Raw genomic sequence first — 20,687 nt, forward strand, 5'->3', positions numbered from 1 at the left:
AAGCTAAATTTTGATTGCTGCAATCTTATCTATGAAGTTAGTTATGTCAGCTCTAATTCCAGATACTCCGATAACTTTATCCTTATCATAGATAGGTTGTCTTAATATGAAATATGCTCTTGTAACACCTTTTTTATCAGTGAAAATATCAATAGGATTAACATCTTTACCAGCAATAATATCTTGATCTTTTTTTCGATATATAGCCCCAATTTCAGCCCCAAAAATTTCTGAGTCATCAAAATCAATAAAATCTTCTGGAGTTAAGTCTGCTAATGCGGCTGCTTGATGATTTATATAAATATATTTGCCATCAATATTTTTTATAAAAAAAGGTGATTTCTGTTGCATGATAGCTTTGTCAAGTAAGATTTGTTTTTGATTTAATGTGATCATATTTTAAGACTAGTTAGAAAATTACGAAAGACATATTATCACCTGTTGAAATATAACGCAATGCTTCATATAATTGTAAGTAAAAAATATATTCTTTTATGCCACTAGATAAATTTACAAGTTTAAGTCAGCAATGGAGAAGAATTAATGCTCTATGGTATAAAATATTCATGAACTATTTAGAAAAAAAACATTTTACTTACACTGAGGCTATTGTTTTATTAGCTGCTTTGGGACTAAATAGACCTTCGAAATCTGATATTTCTAATTATATGAGATGTGAGCCTCAGAGTATTACTAGAGCTATTAACAGTTTAGTATCTAAAAAATTATTGCAACGTTACATTGACTCACAAGATAAGAGAGTTGTACGTTTTACTTTAACACAGTTAGGAAAGGAGTTTTCGGTTAGGACTCAAGATTTTATAAATATAAATTGGCAAAAATCTTTAGGACATATCGATAATAAAGATTTAGATATTTTCACTAAGCAGCTAGATGAGATAATTAGTAATCTAGAGCATATGGTAGATAATGATAAAAGAAAAGATTAATCTAGAGAAAGAACATTGTCTGAGTTTGCTTCGCCTAATTTTTTAGGATTAACGGCTTCATCATCTTCACCTTCATTAATATTGATTCCGTAACCGAATTCACGAGCATACATTCCTTGCTCAGTTTCTTTAGAGAAAACTTCTAAAACAGATTCTATAGGAATATTAATGGATATTGGTTCACCATCAAAAGTAGCATCGAAGCTAATATGGTTATCATCAATATCTAAGTTCTGTATAGCTTGAGGAGACAAGTCTAGTAGTATTTTGTTATCTTCATCAATATAGTTGTTAGGTACGACTACACCTTCATACTCAGTATCAACCAAAATATATGGTGTAAATCCGTGATCAACTAGCCAGTTGTATGTAGCTTTGACTACATATGCTCTAAGCATAGCCATATCAAGCTCCTTGTGCTTTAATCGTTTTTATAAAATTAGCTTCACTCAAAAGTTCTTTGATTTCTTTGATAATGTTCTTATCTTTCGTAGGAATTGAAATCTTAAGCTTAATAAAGTAATAAAAAACAAAAGTTATAATAAGAGTTAAAACATTAATGTTTTGTGCATCTGGATTACTTTCTGCATTTACCTCTCTTTCACTGACAATTGTCTTATAAGTACTAATAATATCTTTTTGCATTTTTACTTTTATCTCAGATGCTTCTTCTTCTGTCAAATTTGAGTCTTGCAATTTTATGATATTTTGTAGAAATGTTTTATTAACATATTCTAATAATATTCTTGCATTAGCTCTTTGCTTTGGAAAAACTGGGAACATTGGAGGAAAAGGATACAAATCTTCTATAGCTTCTATAATAATACTTAGTCTATAAACAGCAAAATCATCAGTACTAAGCGTAGGAATATTGCCATTAGGCGTTATTATATTTAGTTCTTCTAAGTGTTTTGAGTTTTCTTCTTTAGAAACATCTATAATCTTCGCATTAGCTCCTTTGATAAGAAGAATCATACGAACTATGTCGCTATAGATATCATCCTTTTTTGTATATAATAACAAGATTTTATCCTCCTAGTGATAAAAATAAAAAGAATAATAGAAAGGTAATAAAACGTATTAACGCTTAGAGAACTGTCTTCTTCTACGAGCTTTTCTAAGACCAAACTTTTTACGCTCAACTTTACGTGAATCACGAGTAACGAAACCTGCTTCACGAAGAGCAGGTTTTAAATCTTCATCAAACTCGATAAGAGCTCTAGTAACACCTAAACGTATAGCACCAGCTTGACCAGTAGTACCACCACCTTTTACTGTTACTTTAAAGTCAAAGTTTTCAGTGTTGTTAGTTAATTCTAAAGGCTGTTTTACAACCATACAATCTGTTTCACGACATAAATACTGCTCTAATGGAAGACCATTAACGATAAATTGACCAGTACCTTTTTTCATAAATACACGAGCTACAGAACTTTTGCGACGACCTGTACCATAATTATATTCTGACATTTTTACCATCCTTTATTAAATATTGTGAGCTTGAGGTTGTTGAGCTGTATGTGGGTGATTTTCACCAGCATAAACTTTTAACTTTTTGTACATAGCACGTCCTAGTGGAGTTCTAGGAAGCATACCTTTAACAGCTTTTTCAATAGCTCTTTCTGGATGAGTTGCAATTAGCTTCTCAAAAGAGATTGATTTGATACCGCCAATATATCCAGTGTGGTGGTGGTAAATTTTGTCTTTTCTTTTGTTACCAGTTACAGCTATTTTTTCAGCATTAATGATAACAACATAATCACCAGTGTCCATAGAAGGAGTATATTCTGGTTTGTTTTTACCTCTTAGGATCATTGCCACTTCAGTAGCTAGACGACCTAAAGTTTTATCTGTAGCATCAATCAAAAGCCATTGTCTTTTGATATCTGATGGTTTTGCAGTAAACGTTTTCATCTTTTTTCCTTTATTTATTGTTGTCAATTACTCAGTTTTTGCAAAAAATTCTTAATCATGCAAACCTATACAGCTCGCCGTACTTTAAAAATTTAAGCAGTCTATATAGTACACTGTCTATGTAAGATAAGCAAATAAAATTAATGAAGAAAATTTATAGTATGAGTTATTTTGTATCTGGCCACCTCCAATTTGGAGTGTTTAGAAGATTTTGACCAATAACTTTGGTTTGTCCTAGCTCTTTTTCTATTTCAATTAGGTTGTGATTTGGTAGTTGTTGTAGACATTTTATCAGTTCTTTAGAGTGTGAGATAACCCAAATTTGAGTTTTAGTAGATGCTTTAGCAATCAATCTTGCAAGCGGTGCTATCAAGTCAGAATGTAGGCTTGTCTCAGGCTCGTTTAGAACCATAAGTTCTGGAGGTCTTGGGGTAAATAGAGCAGCTGCTAACAATAAGTATCGCAGTGTTCCATCAGAGAATTCACGAGCTGATAATGGGCGTAATAGCCCATGTTGACTTAGTTCTGTGATGAATTGCCCATCAGAGTGTTTTTTGATATTTAGACTACTACCTGGGAAAGCATCTTCAATAGCTTCATTTAAGGCTTGGTGGTCACCAATATCAATAATTGTCTGTAATGCTGAAGCAAGATCGTGGCCATCATGACTTAGTACTGTTGTAAGAGTACCTAATTGATTAGCTCGTGCTGGAGCGTCAATATCTGTGCGAAAATGATCATAAAAACGCCATTGTTTGATTTTCTCACGCAAGGCTACAATTTCGGGTGTTTTATCTATATACGAAGCTTGAGTAAAAATACTTTCATAGTTAGGACAGTGTTGTTCGATGATCTGCCATTGTCTTTGCTCTCGGACTTTTATAATATGACTATCTCTATCAACTAGAGCGCTTGGATGTTTATAGGTTTTGCCCGCCCAAATTGTTTCACGTTTGATTTCAGCATCTAAAGAAAAAGAAGTTGCAGTTAGCGGGCCGGGATAGCCGAGAGAAATCGTATAGCCAAATGTTTCATCACTAAATCCTAGGCGTAGACGAGGCTCTTTTTGTTTAGGTCCTCCTTGTATTGGAACTTTACCCTCACGCATTTCTTTGGAAATTTTTTCAGGACCTGCCCAGAATGTTGTGGTTAGTCCACCTTCTTTAGCAAGTGAGTTTACCACACCACCTTGAGCTGTTTCTGCTAGTAGTCTCAAAGCTTTATAAAGATTTGACTTACCGCTTGCATTAGCACCAGTTATAATATTTAGTTGCGATAGAGGTATTACTAGATTTAGTAATGAGCGGTAGTTATTAACTGCAAGGGTTTTTATCATTGAATTATGCTCCTAGAATTAAGTATATTTGAGCCAGTTTATTTAGAGAGATTTGATTAGTCTACAGGCTTCTTTGCTTGATCTTCTAATACAGTTTTCAATTGCTAATCTATCAAAAAAATTGCCAGTAATATATAAGTTAGGTATTTCTAAAAGCTCTTTTTCTAAATCTTGTAGGAAAATATGATGATTACGATGGTAGCAGGGTAATGTGTTTTGTTTTATGTAGATATGAAGAATATCTTCCTCAGTTATATTCAAAAGCTTTGTTATTTTATGCATTAATTCTTTTTGAGAATAATTATCTTTACAATGAAATGCTATAGCTCTATATCTCGGATTATCAACAACATCACGAGAGACAGCTGAGTAAAAGAACTGATCTTTACCAATTAAGCCAGCAATATTTTTAATATGTTTCAATGATTTTTTATTTGCAACAATTCCTATGCTTATTAGATTTGACATTACAGGTCTATACTGATGTTTTGCTATATTTGGTAGTATATCTTCTAGCAAAGACTCCGTTATATTCCATGGTGTTGCAATACATAAGTTCTCACAGTGATAATTGGCATGGTCTGTTTCAATTATCCATTTGTCTTGCTTTGAAATATTGATAACTTTTTCTTTGATAACTATTTGTTTTTGATTAGTAAATAGTTCAGACAAACCATTTTTGAATGTAAAACTTCGAGGTAGAGAGGTATCTCTATCATATTTTTTAAATAAGTATTCCATAGGGAAGTTTTGGCTATTTTGAGATAGCACAGCATCAAAACAAAATCTTAATGTTCGGTAGTAATTTTTTTTGCCAAATAGCTTTATTGCATATTCGCTAACAGTTTTATCTTCTTTTGAGATATTTCTATTCTTTAAGAAACTAAAAGCAGCTGTAAAAGGATTTATATTAGTAAAAATACTTTGAATTTTGTTATTAGGTTGTACAAATAGGAATGGGGCTTTTCTTCTTGGTTGGATGTTTTGCTCGAGAGAGTTGTTGCGGATATAGTCTATAGTTTCATTGTAAGAGTTATATATTGTATGTGCACCCATTTCAAACCAAAAATCTTTGTATTTCTGTGAGTCTATACATCCTCCGATTTTATTTGGTTCAAATAGACAGTGGTCTATATTTGCTTGAGATAGTTTTTGTGCTAGGGATATGCCAGAGATTCCCGCACCAATAATAATAGTGTTAAAATGTTTAGGGTTATTCATTTGGTAACAGAATCCATAGTTTACCTTGATTATTCATATGTCCAGCGTTGAATTCAGCTTGTTGGCCATGACCCCAGAATACATCACCTCGAATAGGTCCTCGAATCGCACCTCCCGTATCTTGAGCTATCATTAATCGATCAAGTGGTTTAGTGTCATGATGATTATCTTCGTAGTAATCAGTTTCTAGCCAAAGAGGAACTCCATATAGATAGTATCTGTCATCAACAGCCAGGGAATAACCAGGAGTTAATTCAACATCTTGAGCACCAACTGCATTTTTGCGATCTACATATCTAAAGAATACAAAAGAGGGATCATAATTTAGAACATCATCTATTTTGTCTTTATTTTTGTTTAGCCAAGCTTTAATTGCTTGCATTGACATTTGATCTCTGCCCATATAGCCATTATCAAGTAGATATCTTCCTATGGGTTTATACTCATGTCCATTTTGACTATCGTAACCAACTAAAATGTCACCACTATCAGTTTCGATCCTTCCCGAGCCTTGTATTTGCAAGAATGTTCTATCAACTTTTGATTTAACCCACACCAATACATCTTTTTTTGTTAGCAGGTTACCATTTGATATTTCTGCACGCGTATAATATGGAACTAATCTACCATCTTTATATCTGCCAAAAGAAAAATTATCATCGCCCTTAGGTCGTTTGACTAAGTCGTTGGGAGTTCTATAAATAGGCACAGTGTATTGTAGAGTTTTGACTAGACTGCCTTTTATGGTAGGTTCATAGTATCCCGTGAATGTTCCTGTATCCTTATTATTGTATATTACTTGATATGGAGAGAAGTTTTGCTCAAAAAAAGTTTTTGCTTGATCTTTTGTTTCTATTTTAGCAGCTATCACTTTATGGCAAATATTTATCCAATTTGTATATTCAGGTTTATTTTCATCAACTATTTTTATACATGATTTTTTAAAGGTATCAAAAGATGTAAATTGATCACTAATATCCCAATTGTTTAGATCTTTGAAACTAGCTTTTTTATAATCAACTTTATCTGAATATTTTTTTGATAAATAGCGTTGAGCAGTTACATTTGTGCAACTACTTATAAGAATAAAAAGCACTATAAAGCTTATTTTTTTTAAATTCTCTTTTATTTTTCTCATATTCATATAAAAAAATGCCAATAATTTCTTGAAAATACAAAAACAATCACTATGTATAAAACATCTAACAGATTGTAGTATTAACAAGATTAAAATAAAAGGTTGTTTTATGGGTAAAAAAGAAAAAAATAATATTGAAGATCAAGTCTTAGATAATGAGCAAGAGATAAATCAAGAGTCTACTAGTAAAGCTATAGAAGAATTATCTGTAGAAGAACAATTAGAAAGAGCAAAAGATACAATCAAAGAATTAGAAGAAACTTGTGACTCTTTTAAAGATGAAGCTCTAAGAGCTAGGGCAGAGATGGAGAATATTCGTAAAAGAGCGGAAAGGGATGTTTCTAATGTACGCAAGTTTGGTGTAGAAAAATTTGCCAAAGAGCTTTTGCCGGTAATTGATAGTATTGAGCAAGCATTAAAGCATGAAGTAAAGCTTGAAGAAGCTATCGCTATGAAGGAAGGTATAGAATTAACTTCTAAAATGCTTGTAGATACACTTAAGAAAAATGGTTTAGAAGAGTTAGATCCAAAAGGTGAGAAGTTTGATCCAAATATTCATGAAGCAATGGCTATGATCCCTAACCCAGAACTTGAAGATAATATTATTTTTGATGTATTTCAGAAAGGTTATATGCTAAATGGTCGTGTGGTTAGAGCAGCTAAAGTGGTTATAGTAAAAAATTAAAAAAATACTTGAAAAACTAATAGAGATACCCATTTATAAGTTGAGATTGAAAAAAAGTTTAAAAATAAAGTTAAAATAATACAGGAGAATTTTCATGGGAAAAATTATAGGAATAGATTTAGGTACTACTAACTCTTGTCTTGCTATTATGGATGGTAAGAGTGCTAAAGTTATAGAAAATGCTGAAGGTCATAGAACTACACCTTCAGTTGTTGCATATACTGATAGTGGTGAAATATTAGTAGGTCAGGCAGCTAAAAGACAGGCGGTAACTAACCCTGATAATACATTCTTTGCTATCAAAAGACTGATTGGTCGCAAGTATGATGATAAAGCTGTTCAAAATGATATTAAAAAGAAAGTGCCTTATGCAGTAGTTAAAGCTGATAATGGTGATGCTTGGGTTGCTACTAAAGATGGTAAGAAAATGGCTCCACCACAAGTATCTGCTGAAATCTTAAGAAAAATGAAAAAGACAGCAGAAGAGTTCTTGGGTGAACCAGTTACAGAAGCTGTAATTACAGTTCCTGCTTATTTTAATGATAGTCAAAGACAAGCAACAAAAGATGCTGGTAAGATTGCAGGTCTTGATGTTAAAAGAATTATCAACGAGCCTACAGCTGCAGCATTAGCTTATGGTGTTGACTCTAAAAAAGGTGAGCAAACAGTAGCAGTATATGATTTGGGAGGTGGTACTTTTGATATCTCCATTATTGAAATTGCTGATGTTGATGGTGATAGCCAAATCGAAGTCTTATCTACAAATGGTGATACATTCTTGGGTGGTGAAGATTTTGACTTAGCTTTAATGGACTACTTAATTGATGAGTTCAAAAAAGAGCAAGGCATAGATCTTCATAATGATAAGTTAGCTCTGCAAAGAGTTAGAGAAGCAGCTGAAAAAGCTAAAGTAGAATTATCTTCAGCTCAACAAACTGATGTTAACCTACCTTATATTACAGCTGATGCTACAGGACCTAAGCATTTAAATATTAAAATCACTAGAGCTAAATTTGAATCTTTAGTTGGTGATTTAGTAGCTAGATCTTTAGAGCCTTGTAAAAAAGCTCTTGAAGATGCTGGTTTAAGCAAGTCTGATATTACGGAAGTACTGTTAGTAGGTGGACAAACTCGTATGCCTCTAGTACAAGAAAAAGTAAAAGAGTTCTTTGGTAAAGAACCGCGCAAAGATGTAAACCCTGATGAAGCTGTAGCGGTTGGCGCAGCTATTCAAGGTGGTGTATTAGCAGGAGATGTTAAAGATGTACTTTTACTAGATGTGACTCCACTTTCTCTAGGTATTGAGACTATGGGTGGCGTTATGACTAAGCTTATCGAGAGAAATACTACGATTCCTACTAAAAAATCACAAGTATTCTCAACTGCAGAAGATAACCAACCAGCAGTTACTATTCATGTACTTCAAGGTGAACGTGAAATGGCTTCTGCAAATAAATCTTTAGGTAGATTTGATTTGGCAGATATTCCACCATCACCGCGTGGTATGCCACAAATCGAAGTTACATTTGATATAGATGCTAATGGTATCTTAAATGTATCTGCTAAAGATAAAGCTACTGGAAAAGAGCAAAATATTGTGATTAAGTCATCTAGCGGTATATCTGAAGAAGATATCGAAAAAATGGTACAAGATGCGGAAGCTAATGCTGAGTCAGATAAGAAGTTCCATGAATTAGTATCTGCAAGAAATACAGCTGATAACTTAATTCATAGCTCTAGAAAGGCTATAGCTGAGTTAGGCGATAAAGTAACTGCAGAAGAAAAAGAGAAAGTAGAAGAAGCTTGTAAAGATCTAGAATCTGTAGTGAAAGGTGATGATAAAGAAGCAATTGATGCTAAAACAAAAGCTCTAGAAGAAGTGTTCTCACCAATTGCTCAAAAGGCATATGCTGAACAAGCTCAAGCTGCAGGTGCTCAAGGCAGTGCTCAAGCTGAAGAGCCAAAAAAAGATGATGACGTTGTCGATGCAGACTTTGAAGATGTTGAAGACGATAAAAAATAAATAAAATCTGAATAAGTCAACAAAGTGTGGTTTATCCACACTTTTCTTTTTGTTATAATAGTCTGTCCAAAATTTTTAGGTTAGGTAAAATGCAACAGAAATGCTATTATGAAATTTTAAATGTATCTAAAACAGCCTCAGGTGTTGAGATTAAAAGGGCTTATAGAAAGCTTGCGATGAAATACCATCCAGATCGTAATCCTGATGATAAAGAAGCAGAAATAAAATTCAAAGAGATCTCCGAAGCTTATGAAATACTAAGTGATGATAGTAAAAGATCTAGGTATGATCAGTTTGGTCATGCTGGAGTTAATCAGCAAGGCGGGGCTGGTGGTGCAGGTGGCTTTGGAGGTTTTGAAGATATTTTTGATACATTCTTTGGAGGTGCTTCACGTGGATCTGGCAGGTCTAGAGCATCTAGGGGTAGTGATCTAGAATATACTATCGAGATTTCTTTAGAAGAGGCTTTTTTTGGCGTTGAAAAAGAGATAAATATACCAAGAATGGAATCTTGTGATAGCTGTGATGGTACAGGCTCTAAGTCAAAAACTAAAACAACATGTCATGCTTGTCATGGACAAGGAACAATTAGAAGACAGCAAGGTTTCTTCGCTTTTGAGCAAACTTGTCCTGTATGTAATGGTACAGGTTCAAGTATTGCTGATCCTTGTGATGATTGCTATGGCGGTGGTAAAGTTAAAAAACAAAAAACTATTAAAGTTAAGATACCTGAAGGTGTTGATAACGGCGATAGAATTAGGCTACAAGGTGAGGGTGATTCAGGATCTAACGGTTCAATGAATGGCGACTTGTATGTCCAAATTTTAGTTAAGGATCATAAAATCTTTGAAAGAAGAGATATGAACCTATATTGTGAAATGCCTATAAGTTTTACTAAGGCTTGCTTAGGTGGAGAGATAAAAGTTCCAACTCTTGATGGTGAGGTAGTACTTAAAGTTGTACCAGAAACTCAGACTGGTAAAGTATTTCGCTTAAGAGAAAGAGGAATGAAATCTCTCAGAGGTCAAAGAAGAGGAGATCTACTTTGTAAAGTAGTTGTTGAAACTCCTATTAATCTAAACTCTGAACAGAAAGAGCTATTAGAAAAGTTCGCAGATAGTTTAGGTGAGGATTATCAAAGTAAACATTCACCTAAGAGTAAAACTTGGTTTGATAATGTCAAAGATTATGCCAAGAAATTTTTTGAGTAAATGTTTATAATTATTTAAACGAATCTATCTCTTTTATAGGTATGCAGTCTACTTCTAATGTTAGTTTGTTTCTAGCTATCCATAGCTGACTAGGTAATTGATCATCATCTGAAATAATTTCCCCAATTGTAGTTATAATGGTAATGCTTTTTTTATTAAATTGATGTTCTGATGAAAGCATTTGTATTGAGTCTGGGGGGATTTCTCTTCTAGAGGAACTTGGAAAAGCATATCCATTTGGGCATTTAAATATAATTCCTTTTGAATTTGTTTCCCATGAGATATGTGCTAATTTAGCTGTTCCTATATGAGTTATTTGCGAATAATTCTCTCCAAGAAATGTTATCGTGGTTGTATAATCTTTTCGTTCTAGCTGAGATTGATGTTCTAGGAAGCTAAAAGGAGTCACTCCTATTACTGATACAACTATAGTTATAATAAAAAGCCATTGTTTAAAGGATTTCATAAGAGAATTATTTAAGCATATTAGCCATGTACAACTTCTGTTGAGGCATAATATGTAGTACCATCAGTAAACACTTTAATTTCTAAGTTATATTTCTCGCCAACTTTACCTTTGCCATGATTTTTGCGACAATCAATTCTAACAATGTCCCAATCGCGTGCATCACCTATAAATATTTGATTTTTTCCTGGTTCATCAATTTTTTTACTACCATAGTCAAAAACACTACAATTAGTTATTGCAGAGCCAGAAGTTATAACGTTGTAATAACTTTGATTTTCTATATTTGCTGGAAGAGTACCTGATTTATTGAAATTTATATCTTGAATATCAGGAGCTTTCTTATCAATATAGAGCTCTGTCATTTTGTCACTATTGCCTAAGTGAGCACAAGCAGCAAGCGACAGTAAAAAAGGAGATATTATAAATAACTTTTTCATTATGATTTTTAGTTGATTCTTTTTAGTTATGATATATTAGATTTTTAATTATAGTCAAATATAATTTTGAGAGTTTTATTAAAAGTCTGGGGTAAAAGCCATAGATCTTTTGTGATGACTACGATTATGCCAGAAGTTTATTCTGTCAAGAGCTTTCTCTGAGACTTTTTTACCATCTAGAAAATCATCAATTTCTTTGTATGAAATACCCATTTCATCTTCATCAGTCTGACCTTGCCATAGACCCGCAGATGGAGCTTTATCTATAATATTTTGTGGAACTTTGAGATATTTTCCCAATTCGAAGACCTGTGATTTTTTAAGATTAACAAGAGGTAATATATCCGCTGCGCCATCCCCAAATTTTGTAAAGTAACCCATATACCATTCGCAGGCATTATCTGTGCCTATAACAATTCTGTTATTTTGTTGAGCATAAGCATATAAATACATCATTCTAAGACGGGCTTGAGCATTACCTTTGATGACATGTTGGCGGTCATTTTGTGTGTTTGTGAAGTTAAGAGTCGACTCTATAAATGTATCATAAGCAGGTTGTATTGGAACAATATGATGTTCTATATCAAGATTTTTAATGAGTTCTAGTCCATCTTTCATATCTTGATCTTGATTATTTTTTGATGGTAGTATTAGTGCTGTTGTAGGTAATCCAGTTTTAACTGCTAAAGATGCTGCTACTGCTGAATCTATGCCACCACTGATGCCAATTACAAAACCTTCAGCAGGATAGTTTATACAAATTTTTTTTAACCATTCTATTAATTTTTTAGAATACTCTTCTGCAATAAAATTTTTTATTATTTTCATATTAGATTACCTTTAATTAAGATTTTAATTTTGAGAGATTTTATCATAACAACAAACTATTACTAAGATAATGTATCTAGGTTATCGAAAGATAACTACTTATCAAAAGCAGGGTGATCGTAGTGTGGATCTATATAGTTATCAACATTGTAGCCAGCACCTAGCGCTTGGTATAGGTTGACAATACTTATCAAAGATTTTAGCTTTGCTTGATTTACCTGCATTTGTTGATAAAGTACATTAAGAGTAATACCTGTATACTGTGCTTTGCTAATAGCACCGGAACTATACTTTTTAGAGAATATACTTTCTTGTTTTTCTGTTGATTTCAGAGAAACTGTTTGTTTCGTATAATTTTTTTCATTTGCTGATCTTTCTGATAAGGTATCATCAACATCTTGAAAGGCTTGTTGCAGCGTATTTATATAATCATAGTAAGCTTGGTAGAACTGTGCCTTTGCTTTGTCGCTATCTGCAAGAATGCTCATATTAAATATTGGTACTGCAGCTACAGCTTGAGCAGCCCATGCCCAAGCATTCATTGTAGCAAGCTCTCCAAGAGCAAGGGTTGCGTTTCCAAAAGCACCTGTCAAATCGATACTTGGGAAAAATTGAGATCTGGCTAAGCCTATATTTGCATTAGCAGTTTGTAATTTATATTCAGCAATAGCTACATCAGGTCTATTCTCTAATACTTGAGAAGGCATATTTACTGGCACTTTAATATCAGCATTTATCTCATTAAGTGTTCTTGTTGTTACTATCTTGCCAGGATTTCTACCCATTAGTATTTTGAGAGTATTTTGGAAATGAACTATATCATTCTTGATCATAGCTACTTTTCCTTTTTGAGTTTCAAGCTGTTGTCTTATAACTTCTTCTAGCATTGGAGATGTCGCCCCAAGTTTACGCTGATTTTCAGCATAGTAGAAAAGTAGTTCAAGTTGATTAACCATTTGAGTCTGTAGTTTTAACTGCTCTTGAGCCGTAATTAATGAGAAATATGCAGCACTAACCTGACTTATTATTGATAATCTAGTAGTATTTTTAAGATTGACTTGCATCTTTTTACTTAATCTAGAAATTTCTCCTAGTTTAAACTGCCTAGCAATATTTATTGTATAACTAGGGATGATGCCTACTAAAGAGCCACTTGCAGTTTGAGTTCCAACATTGTTAAGCTGAGGTATGCTTGAATTTGAATTAATATCAAAAGCTTGAGCTACGAACCCACCACCTCCAACGCTTGCTGTAGGTAACCAACCATAGTTGGCTTTATTTATTTCAGCATTAGCTTGGAGGACATTTCCTATAGAAACTTGTAGCTTGTTATTATCTTTTAGTGCGGTGGTTATAAGGTTATTTAATACTGGATCGTGAAACTCTCTCCACCATGCAATTTTTGTAAGATTCCAATTTTTCGTTATTCCAATATTTTTATCTTGGCTATTCCAAAGAGCTGGTGCTTTAACTTCAGGTTTCTCATATTTTGGATCGAAAAAACTACAACTAGAGATTAAGAGTGTTGTTGTAATGGATGCTAATAAAATAATTTTATTTTTAATCATAGTAGTCACCTATAAAGTATCTACTTTTACTGTTGCGCTAGCACCAACTCTCAACGGATATTTAGGGTCATTTTTTAGTACTATCTTTACTGGAAAACGTTGTGTAACTTTAACCCAGTTACCAGTAGCATTTTCAGGAGGTAAAAGTGAAAATACAGATCCTGTTGCATAGCTAATACTATTTACTGTACCTGTATATGCATGACTATACATATCTAGCTCAATCTTTACTGATTGCCCTGGTTTGATTCTATCGAGATCAGTTTCTTTAAAGTTGGCATCTATCCACCACGTTTTGTTATCAATGAAACCAAACAGTGGTTGTCCAGTAGAAACAAGCTGACCTTTATAAATTTTTAGGTTTGAAACATAACCATCATCAGGAGCAATAAGAGTTGTATAGCCTAGATTTAAGTTGGCATTATCATATCCAACTTTTGCAGCATCAACTTGAGCTTTTGCTATTTCCACTTGTACAAGAGCTTGTTTAAGAGATGAATATGCTTCATCCTTAGCTTTTTCTGCTTGTATTTTCTGATTTATGTATTTTTGAGCATCTTGTAGAGATCCGGCATCTTCTTTGTATAGTTTTATATATCTATCAGCCATGCTTGTAGCAGTATCAAGTGATGATTGAGTTTTGGTAAGATTTGATTTTGCAACACTTACTTGCTCTTGGGCTACAGCTAATTGCCCTTTAGCTTGAATAATTTTTGCATTTGCATTTGCAACTTGTAGTTGATAGTCTTTAGGATTAATTTGTACTAGCTTATCACCTTTATATACATACTGGTTGTTTTGCACATAAACTTTTTCAATATATCCACCAACCTTAGGTGATATGTTAATTACGTCAGCATTTACATATGCATTATCAGTATTCGGAAAAATTTTATTATACTTATAGTATCCATAGATACTAAGTGCTGTTAAAGTAACTATACTAAGTCCAATAGCTATTTTCTTAGGTGAAAATTTAGATTCTTTTTTCACATTATGTTCTTGCTTTTCTTCCGGTATCTGAGTATCAAGTATTTTTTCTTCTGACATTTTAAATTATTCCTATAATAAAAATTAATGCATTGCTGGAACAGTAGCGTTTTTAGGAGGTTCTTTTAATAAAAATGGTACTATAGCTAATAAGAGGCTAAGAATACCGACAACATAAAAAGAGTTAACATAGCTTAATAAACTGCTTTGATGCAATACTTGTTGTTTTGCTATAGCTATTGCTTCTGTATTATTTGCAATTGGTAATGTATTGGTCCAAGCTTGAAAGCTATTATTCATATATGAAATATTTTGTGATAACTCTTGATATGTAGTCTGTTGGTTTCTTGATATAAAAGTCGCCACAAAAGCGGTACCTACGGAGCTACCAAAATTTCTGAAAAAGTTAAAGGAACCAGACATATCTCCCATATCCTCATCAGCTACACCAACTACAAGTACGCTCATAAACGGAACGAAAAACATCATCATTCCTAGTCCTTGAATAGCAGTGGTTAAGACTATGTCAAACTCACTTGCTGTAGGTGAGAAGCTTGCTTGCATTAGACAAGATGCTCCAAATGTAAGCATTCCTAAGCTGATTGTAGTTCTAACGCCTAGCTTTTTTACTAGGAAGTTTTGAGTTATTACAGCGCCAAAAATTGCGGCGACTCCTCTAGGAGCGGTAATATAACCAGCTAAATCAACAGGATAACCATATACTTGTTGTAGCATTGTTGGTAAGTATGCCATAGCAGCAGAAAACAATAGTACGAACATAAAGCATAAAAAACATGCTAGGATAAAATTAAAATTCTTAAATATTCGAAATTTGACTACAGAGGAATATATTAAGCCCCTCCAGATAAAAAATCCCAGTGAAACAATAGATATGCTTAAAAGTATAATCATTTCTATAGAAGAGAACCAGCCATTAGTGTTTCCATTATCAATAAAAAGTTCTAGACATCCGACACCAATAGCCATAAAGCCAAAACTAATATAGTCTATTTTAATTTTTTTAATTTTAGTCGCATCCATCATAAAGAATATAATTGCAAAAGCAACTATACAAAGAGGTACATTTACATAGAAAATCCATTCCCATGACATGTTTTCACAAATAGCACCACCAAGTACAGGCCCAATAATCGGACCCATAACGATAACCATACTATATACAGTCATCATTTTATTGTATTCTTCATTTCTAAAATTTGTAGAGATGTATGTTTGGGCTACTGATGGTAAAAATGCTCCTCCCATACCTTGAAAAGCTCTAAATACAATCATTTCTGCTAGAGATGTTGATAAACCACACATAATAGATGATATACCAAAAATTACAGATGAAACTAAAGCAACTCTTTTAATGCCATATTTTTCTATAATTAATCCCGATAATAGTATGAAAATTGCAGCGGTAACAATATATACTGTAGTTACATCAGCAATAGTTTCAACATTTGCTCCTATTGCTCCCATGATTTGAGGAATAGCAACTGCTACGATTGTTAAGTCAACAATTTCAGCTAATGCTAGCAAACTTATTGCTAACGCAACTATTGTTCTTTTTTGACTCCAAAAGCCTACATTAGAAGTGTTTGTTGGCATAAATTATATTCTAGCTTTTCTTTAGTAACAATTATTTAAATTTATGAATTTTATTCTTAAAATAAGTAAGAACATTCATCATAGTTTATTTTATTTTAAGATTATTACATAATTATAGAATGTATTGTAGCATTATATGGACAATAAATGATGAAAAATGGCCAAAATGATCTAGGAGAAGATATTAACTTTTGTGGTGAATGGCGTAATGGGCCATCAATTGTTGCTATCAAGGCAGATAACTCACAATATGAGACACAAACTGTAAGATGGTATAAACCATACAGAGGGCAAATAGTTTGCATTGAAACTGGTGTAATTCATGTTATGACAGAATATGGTTCGTGGATATTACCATCTAATAGAGCAGCATGGATTCCTCCTAATATGCCTTTTAGAATTAGGACTAATGGTTTGGTAAGAGGCTGGACAGTTTTTATATTACCTGAATTATGTGAAGGATTATCAAAAACTCCTTGTGTTATACATATAAGTGAAGTTCTTAGAGCTCTTTCCTTAAGAGCAACAGAATGGGACAGGCGAGATAGTTTGACTATAGAGCAAGAATCGATAGCTTCAATTATTTGTAATGAAATTATTATGGCTCCTGAAGAATCTTTACATATGCCGATGCCAAAAACTCAAAGAGTTATAAAAGTAGCTAATGCAATAATGGATAGTCCCTCTATTGACAAAAGCTTAGAAGAGTGGGCATCCTTTGGAGCAATGTCACCAAGAACTTTAAGAAGAGCATTTTTATCAGAGACTGGACTAACTTTTTCTCGTTGGAGACAGCAAGCTCAATTAGCAAAAGGGTTAGATATGTTAGCACAAGACATATCAGTTAGTGAAATATCTGATTATTTAGGTTATGCATCACCAAGTAATTTTATTGCAATGTTTAGACGAGCGTTTGGTGAAACGCCAAAACAATACTTTTCAAATAAGAAAATTAAAATTAAAAGGTATTATAAGAATTGATTTTTAAGCTTTTTAATATCTATTTTACCAGTGTTATTTTTAGGTAAAGTTTCGACAAAAATACAAGATTTAGGAACTTTATAGCTAGCTAATTTTTCCTTACAGTGCTTTATAATATCATCTTCAGTTGCTTTGGAACCTTTTTCTAAGGATATAAAAGCAATAGCTCTTTCTCCAGAAGTTTTAGACTCAACTCCTGTAACAGCTACTTCTTTTACATAGTCTAGTTTAAGTATACATATTTCAACTTCACGAGGGTAAACATTAAATCCCGACACAATAATCATATTCTTGAGTCTATCAGATATAGTTAAGCGTCCTTTTTTATCTATGTATCCTATATCACCAGTTTTTAACCAACCATCATCAGTAAAGTATAGTTCATTATTTTGTTTATCATTCCAGAAACCACGACATTTTTGAGGACCTTTAAGCCAAATTTCTCCCTCTTTATAACACTCATTGATTTCTTGTTGTGTTTCGATATCTCTAATACTAAGATTTGTACCTGGAATAGGGTAGCCACAAGTGCCAAAGTAATCATCTTCTGACTCATTAAACTTGTTTAAAGCAATAGCTGGTGACATTTCTGTCATACCATATCCTTCTTTAAGTTCTACACCTGTTCTATCTAACCAGTGTAAATATATTTTACGAGAAATAGGCATACCGCCACTTAAAGAGTATTGATATCTGGTTTTATTTATTTTTTCAAAATCAGGATGCTCTAACATTGCCATATAAAGAGTATTAAGACCATTAAAAATAGTAAACTCATTTTTTGACATAGTTTTTATTAGATCTTTAATATCTCTAGCATTAGGAATCAAAATGTTTTTTGCTCCAGCAAAGAAAAAACATAATAAGTTCGCACTCAAAGAGAATATGTGATAAAGAGGTAGAGCTGTTATTATAACCTGATCAGACATATCCATGTCATGCTTTACCCATGCCCATACCTGCTGAATATTTGAGGCAAGATTATTATGTGTTAATATAGCTCCTTTGGGTTTGCCAGTAGTACCACTTGAATATTGTAAACATAATATATCTTCTTTATCTATTTCAGGTTTTTTATATAGTTTTTTATTGCCTTTAATAGCTTTACTAAAAGGTATAAAAATATTTTTATTGTATTTAGGTTTATCTTTTATTAAGTTTTTTGATACAAAGCCGATAATCTGCTTTTTTGGGAATGGATATAAATCAGCAATATTTGTAACAACAACATTTTCTAACGAGTTAATATTTACTTTAGCTTTTTGTATATGATGAGCGAACATATCCAATACAATTGCTGCTTTAATATCACAGTTGTTAAAGATTGACTCAAGTTCATCAGCCGTATATAAAGGATTTGTATTAACAAAAATAGCGCCAATCTTAATACAGGCAAATAAGCAGACAGTAAATTGTAAGCAGTTAGGCAGCATAATAGCTACTCTATCACCTTTTTGAATATTCAGATCATTCTGTAAGAAACTCGCAACACTAGTAGCTAAGTCATCAAGTTCACAGAATGTTAAATTTACATCATGACATGAAACAGCATCTCTATATGGAAATTGTATAATTGTGTTTTCGTATAGATCTAAAATTGTATATTGATTTTCTTGAATATCTGCTGGGGCATATTCTGGATAGTTTGATATCCAAGTTTTATTAGAAAATGTACTCATAGTAAATAAGATTTTTCATCATTAGTAGTTATTCTAGCAAAAATACAACGTATTGAAATAATTTTAGGATATTAAATTTATTAAGGAAGTAATAGGTTTCGAGTATTTATGGCTATTTAGCTTTGATTACTACGCTAGGAGCATCTGCTCTATGATCATCAATAACTTCTATTCTTTTTATATATCTGTTAAGAATAGGTGTCAAAATAATCATTATGATAGTAACTATCAGTATGGATATTGCAACATATCCAAATACAGATGTGTAAGTATCTAAACTCTGTTGACTAGTTATAGTATTGTCAAATAGAGGAAGTGCTATAAACGATCCTATATATGATGCTAGGTAAGAAGCAACCATTGTCGCAAGGAACCAGAATCCCATCACAAAGCCTGATATAGCTGCTGGACATAATTCTGCAACCATTGCTAACCCTAATCCAGATATTAATAATTCTCCTAAAGATGAACTAGCATAAGTTAGAATTAACCAATATCCTGAGATAATTCCATCTGTAGCAAAATATTTTGTGAAATATAGGATCGCATATGAGACAAACATAAGAGCAATACCTATACTAAACTTGGTTGCATGTGTCATCTTACTCTTTTTATACAAAATCGCAAGCACAGGAGATAGTATCATTAACCATAGAGGATTCAGAAGTTGGTATTGCGCAGCAGGGACATGCCATCCAAATATAGATAAATCAACATTATGTAGTGCAAAAAATGTTAGAGTTGTTGGCATCTGAAAATACAATGCATAGAAGAAGATTGCTTCAATAATTAGTACCAAAGCGACTAACATTCTATTTCTTTCATATGGCTTAAGTTTTAGAGCTATTTCTAAGAAATAAATTGTAGCTAATATAACTACAATAGCAGTAATTGAAATACATAGCCCTGTATTTGGAAGTACATTTGCTATGAGTAATATTAAGATAATGCTCGCAACTATTACGTATGCCAAATTTGCGACATTTAAAGGCTTTTTACCTGCTTCGGATCCTAAGTTTTCTAGCTGTCGGTAAAACATTATAAAACCAACTATACCGATAAATAAACCGATACCACAAATTACAAATGCTTCAACATAACCATAAGTTTGAGATATTACAGGAGTTAAAGCCATACATAATAACCCCCCCATATTAATAGCGAGGTAGTAAAGAGTCATTGCGCTATTTAGACGACCATCTCCTTTATCAAACATTTTAGATATTAAGGAAGAAGGATTTGCTTTAAATAGTGAATTACCGACTATGATACCTGCGAATATATAATATATTGATTTTTCGTTGGCAAAGATGAAACTTAGGTATGATAGACAAAGAATTATTGCTCCAATTAATATTGTACGTTTGGTTCCAAGGACTTTGTCGCCAATAATACCGCCTACCCATATAAACCCATAGGTAAAAGCAAAGAAAGAGCCCATTAGATAAATAGTTTCTAATTCGCTAAGATGTAATTGCTGTGTGAAATACAAAGCAATAATTGCCTGGAAGCCATAAAATCCAAATCTTTCCCAGAATTCAATGGCCCAAACTATCCAAAAAGGACGAGATAGGGTATGATAATTTTTGTCCATGAATATTCTTCCTGAAAATTAACAGTATTAAGATACTTAATTAAAGCAT

Annotated in this window: 21 protein-coding genes; 5 read left to right on the plus strand and 16 right to left on the minus strand. The window is 32.8% G+C overall.

Going from position 1 to position 20,687, the window contains the following annotated elements:
- Positions 1-3: 3 nt before the first annotated feature.
- Complete coding sequence (locus ACKTR7_RS08405) at positions 4-396, minus strand: PAS domain-containing protein (protein WP_407877886.1); 393 nt, start codon at positions 394-396, stop codon at positions 4-6.
- Between the two features lie 98 nt (positions 397-494).
- Between ACKTR7_RS08405 and ACKTR7_RS08410 the strand changes: the two genes are divergently transcribed.
- Positions 495-950 carry a MarR family winged helix-turn-helix transcriptional regulator gene (locus tag ACKTR7_RS08410; RefSeq protein WP_407877887.1) on the plus strand — a complete coding sequence of 152 codons (456 nt, stop codon included), beginning with the start codon at positions 495-497 and terminating at the stop codon, positions 948-950.
- Here ACKTR7_RS08410 and mglB read toward each other — a convergent pair.
- The 7 genes from mglB to mltA all read right to left on the minus strand — a co-directional run bounded on the left by mglB (position 947) and on the right by mltA (position 6,565).
- Positions 947-1,354, minus strand: a complete 408-nt coding sequence (gene mglB, locus ACKTR7_RS08415; RefSeq protein ID WP_407877888.1) for a transcriptional regulator MglB — start codon at positions 1,352-1,354, stop codon at positions 947-949. The two genes, ACKTR7_RS08410 and mglB, sit on opposite strands and share 4 nt — an antisense overlap.
- Position 1,355: 1 nt before the next feature.
- Entirely contained in the window at positions 1,356-1,973 is a 618-nt protein-coding gene (mglA, locus tag ACKTR7_RS08420; protein ID WP_407877889.1) for a transcriptional regulator MglA, read from the minus strand.
- Between the two features lie 57 nt (positions 1,974-2,030).
- Complete coding sequence (rpsI, locus tag ACKTR7_RS08425; RefSeq protein ID WP_012280747.1) at positions 2,031-2,420, minus strand: 30S ribosomal protein S9; 390 nt, start codon at positions 2,418-2,420, stop codon at positions 2,031-2,033.
- A gap of 15 nt (positions 2,421-2,435) precedes the next feature.
- Positions 2,436-2,864, minus strand: coding sequence for a 50S ribosomal protein L13 (rplM, locus tag ACKTR7_RS08430; RefSeq protein WP_014714547.1), 429 nt, complete (start codon positions 2,862-2,864; stop codon positions 2,436-2,438).
- Positions 2,865-3,030: 166 nt separating this feature from the next.
- A complete protein-coding gene (locus ACKTR7_RS08435) occupies positions 3,031-4,200 on the minus strand; it encodes an AAA family ATPase (RefSeq protein ID WP_407877890.1) in 1,170 nt (389 codons plus the stop codon).
- 42 nt (positions 4,201-4,242) lie between these two features.
- Positions 4,243-5,421, minus strand: coding sequence for an NAD(P)-binding protein (locus tag ACKTR7_RS08440; RefSeq protein ID WP_407877891.1), 1,179 nt, complete (start codon positions 5,419-5,421; stop codon positions 4,243-4,245).
- Positions 5,414-6,565 (minus strand): murein transglycosylase A, encoded by a 1,152-nt coding sequence (gene mltA / locus ACKTR7_RS08445; protein ID WP_407877892.1) that lies wholly within the window; start codon positions 6,563-6,565, stop codon positions 5,414-5,416. The genes ACKTR7_RS08440 and mltA overlap by 8 nt, the downstream gene beginning before the upstream one ends.
- A gap of 103 nt (positions 6,566-6,668) precedes the next feature.
- On the opposite strand from mltA, the gene grpE reads away from it, so the two are divergent.
- From grpE to dnaJ, 3 genes are all read left to right on the plus strand, one after another.
- Positions 6,669-7,244: a nucleotide exchange factor GrpE gene (gene grpE / locus ACKTR7_RS08450; protein WP_407877893.1), complete on the plus strand. Its 576-nt coding sequence runs from the start codon at positions 6,669-6,671 to the stop codon at positions 7,242-7,244.
- 94 nt (positions 7,245-7,338) lie between these two features.
- On the plus strand, positions 7,339-9,267 hold the full coding sequence (dnaK, locus tag ACKTR7_RS08455; RefSeq protein WP_407877894.1) for a molecular chaperone DnaK: 1,929 nt from the start codon (positions 7,339-7,341) through the stop codon (positions 9,265-9,267).
- A gap of 89 nt (positions 9,268-9,356) precedes the next feature.
- Positions 9,357-10,478, plus strand: a complete 1,122-nt coding sequence (gene dnaJ / locus ACKTR7_RS08460) for a molecular chaperone DnaJ (protein WP_407877895.1) — start codon at positions 9,357-9,359, stop codon at positions 10,476-10,478.
- Between the two features lie 10 nt (positions 10,479-10,488).
- Here the strand turns inward: dnaJ and ACKTR7_RS08465 are convergent, their stop codons facing one another.
- From ACKTR7_RS08465 to ACKTR7_RS08490, 6 genes are all read right to left on the minus strand, one after another.
- Positions 10,489-10,944, minus strand: a complete 456-nt coding sequence (locus ACKTR7_RS08465) for a hypothetical protein (RefSeq protein ID WP_407877896.1) — start codon at positions 10,942-10,944, stop codon at positions 10,489-10,491.
- A 20-nt stretch (positions 10,945-10,964) separates the two neighbouring features.
- Positions 10,965-11,384, minus strand: a complete 420-nt coding sequence (locus tag ACKTR7_RS08470) for a hypothetical protein (protein WP_407877897.1) — start codon at positions 11,382-11,384, stop codon at positions 10,965-10,967.
- A gap of 78 nt (positions 11,385-11,462) precedes the next feature.
- A complete protein-coding gene (gene nadE, locus ACKTR7_RS08475) occupies positions 11,463-12,212 on the minus strand; it encodes an NAD(+) synthase (RefSeq protein ID WP_407877898.1) in 750 nt (249 codons plus the stop codon).
- Between the two features lie 95 nt (positions 12,213-12,307).
- Positions 12,308-13,780, minus strand: coding sequence for a TolC family protein (locus ACKTR7_RS08480; protein WP_407877899.1), 1,473 nt, complete (start codon positions 13,778-13,780; stop codon positions 12,308-12,310).
- Between the two features lie 9 nt (positions 13,781-13,789).
- Positions 13,790-14,830, minus strand: a complete 1,041-nt coding sequence (locus tag ACKTR7_RS08485) for an HlyD family secretion protein (RefSeq protein ID WP_407877900.1) — start codon at positions 14,828-14,830, stop codon at positions 13,790-13,792.
- Positions 14,831-14,854: 24 nt separating this feature from the next.
- A complete protein-coding gene (locus ACKTR7_RS08490) occupies positions 14,855-16,384 on the minus strand; it encodes an MDR family MFS transporter (RefSeq protein ID WP_407877901.1) in 1,530 nt (509 codons plus the stop codon).
- 147 nt (positions 16,385-16,531) lie between these two features.
- On the opposite strand from ACKTR7_RS08490, the gene ACKTR7_RS08495 reads away from it, so the two are divergent.
- Complete coding sequence (locus ACKTR7_RS08495; protein WP_407877902.1) at positions 16,532-17,365, plus strand: AraC family transcriptional regulator; 834 nt, start codon at positions 16,532-16,534, stop codon at positions 17,363-17,365.
- Here ACKTR7_RS08495 and ACKTR7_RS08500 read toward each other — a convergent pair.
- Both ACKTR7_RS08500 and ACKTR7_RS08505 read right to left on the minus strand, forming a co-directional pair.
- Positions 17,353-19,044: a long-chain-fatty-acid--CoA ligase gene (locus tag ACKTR7_RS08500; protein ID WP_407877903.1), complete on the minus strand. Its 1,692-nt coding sequence runs from the start codon at positions 19,042-19,044 to the stop codon at positions 17,353-17,355. The two genes, ACKTR7_RS08495 and ACKTR7_RS08500, sit on opposite strands and share 13 nt — an antisense overlap.
- A gap of 112 nt (positions 19,045-19,156) precedes the next feature.
- Positions 19,157-20,638: an oligopeptide:H+ symporter gene (locus tag ACKTR7_RS08505; protein WP_407877904.1), complete on the minus strand. Its 1,482-nt coding sequence runs from the start codon at positions 20,636-20,638 to the stop codon at positions 19,157-19,159.
- Between the last annotated feature and the right edge of the window lie 49 nt (positions 20,639-20,687).

The sequence above is a fragment of the Francisella sciaenopsi genome (assembly GCF_045862875.1).
Classification (GTDB): Bacteria; Pseudomonadota; Gammaproteobacteria; order Francisellales; family Francisellaceae; genus Francisella; species Francisella sciaenopsi.

Excerpts from the sequence above, each read along its gene's own strand:
- ACKTR7_RS08405 (WP_407877886.1), bottom strand. The coding sequence starts at position 396 with ATGATCACATTAAATCAAAAACAAATCTTACTTGACAAAGCTATCATG.
- ACKTR7_RS08410 (WP_407877887.1), top strand. The coding sequence starts at position 495 with ATGCCACTAGATAAATTTACAAGTTTAAGTCAGCAATGGAGAAGAATT.
- mglB (WP_407877888.1), bottom strand. The coding sequence starts at position 1,354 with ATGGCTATGCTTAGAGCATATGTAGTCAAAGCTACATACAACTGGCTA.
- rpsI (WP_012280747.1), bottom strand. The coding sequence starts at position 2,420 with ATGTCAGAATATAATTATGGTACAGGTCGTCGCAAAAGTTCTGTAGCT.
- rplM (WP_014714547.1), bottom strand. The coding sequence starts at position 2,864 with ATGAAAACGTTTACTGCAAAACCATCAGATATCAAAAGACAATGGCTT.
- ACKTR7_RS08435 (WP_407877890.1), bottom strand. The coding sequence starts at position 4,200 with ATGATAAAAACCCTTGCAGTTAATAACTACCGCTCATTACTAAATCTA.
- ACKTR7_RS08440 (WP_407877891.1), bottom strand. The coding sequence starts at position 5,421 with ATGAATAACCCTAAACATTTTAACACTATTATTATTGGTGCGGGAATC.
- mltA (WP_407877892.1), bottom strand. The coding sequence starts at position 6,565 with ATGAATATGAGAAAAATAAAAGAGAATTTAAAAAAAATAAGCTTTATA.
- grpE (WP_407877893.1), top strand. The coding sequence starts at position 6,669 with ATGGGTAAAAAAGAAAAAAATAATATTGAAGATCAAGTCTTAGATAAT.
- dnaK (WP_407877894.1), top strand. The coding sequence starts at position 7,339 with ATGGGAAAAATTATAGGAATAGATTTAGGTACTACTAACTCTTGTCTT.
- dnaJ (WP_407877895.1), top strand. The coding sequence starts at position 9,357 with ATGCAACAGAAATGCTATTATGAAATTTTAAATGTATCTAAAACAGCC.
- ACKTR7_RS08465 (WP_407877896.1), bottom strand. The coding sequence starts at position 10,944 with ATGAAATCCTTTAAACAATGGCTTTTTATTATAACTATAGTTGTATCA.
- ACKTR7_RS08470 (WP_407877897.1), bottom strand. The coding sequence starts at position 11,384 with ATGAAAAAGTTATTTATAATATCTCCTTTTTTACTGTCGCTTGCTGCT.
- nadE (WP_407877898.1), bottom strand. The coding sequence starts at position 12,212 with ATGAAAATAATAAAAAATTTTATTGCAGAAGAGTATTCTAAAAAATTA.
- ACKTR7_RS08480 (WP_407877899.1), bottom strand. The coding sequence starts at position 13,780 with ATGATTAAAAATAAAATTATTTTATTAGCATCCATTACAACAACACTC.
- ACKTR7_RS08485 (WP_407877900.1), bottom strand. The coding sequence starts at position 14,830 with ATGTCAGAAGAAAAAATACTTGATACTCAGATACCGGAAGAAAAGCAA.
- ACKTR7_RS08490 (WP_407877901.1), bottom strand. The coding sequence starts at position 16,384 with ATGCCAACAAACACTTCTAATGTAGGCTTTTGGAGTCAAAAAAGAACA.
- ACKTR7_RS08495 (WP_407877902.1), top strand. The coding sequence starts at position 16,532 with ATGATGAAAAATGGCCAAAATGATCTAGGAGAAGATATTAACTTTTGT.
- ACKTR7_RS08500 (WP_407877903.1), bottom strand. The coding sequence starts at position 19,044 with ATGAGTACATTTTCTAATAAAACTTGGATATCAAACTATCCAGAATAT.
- ACKTR7_RS08505 (WP_407877904.1), bottom strand. The coding sequence starts at position 20,638 with ATGGACAAAAATTATCATACCCTATCTCGTCCTTTTTGGATAGTTTGG.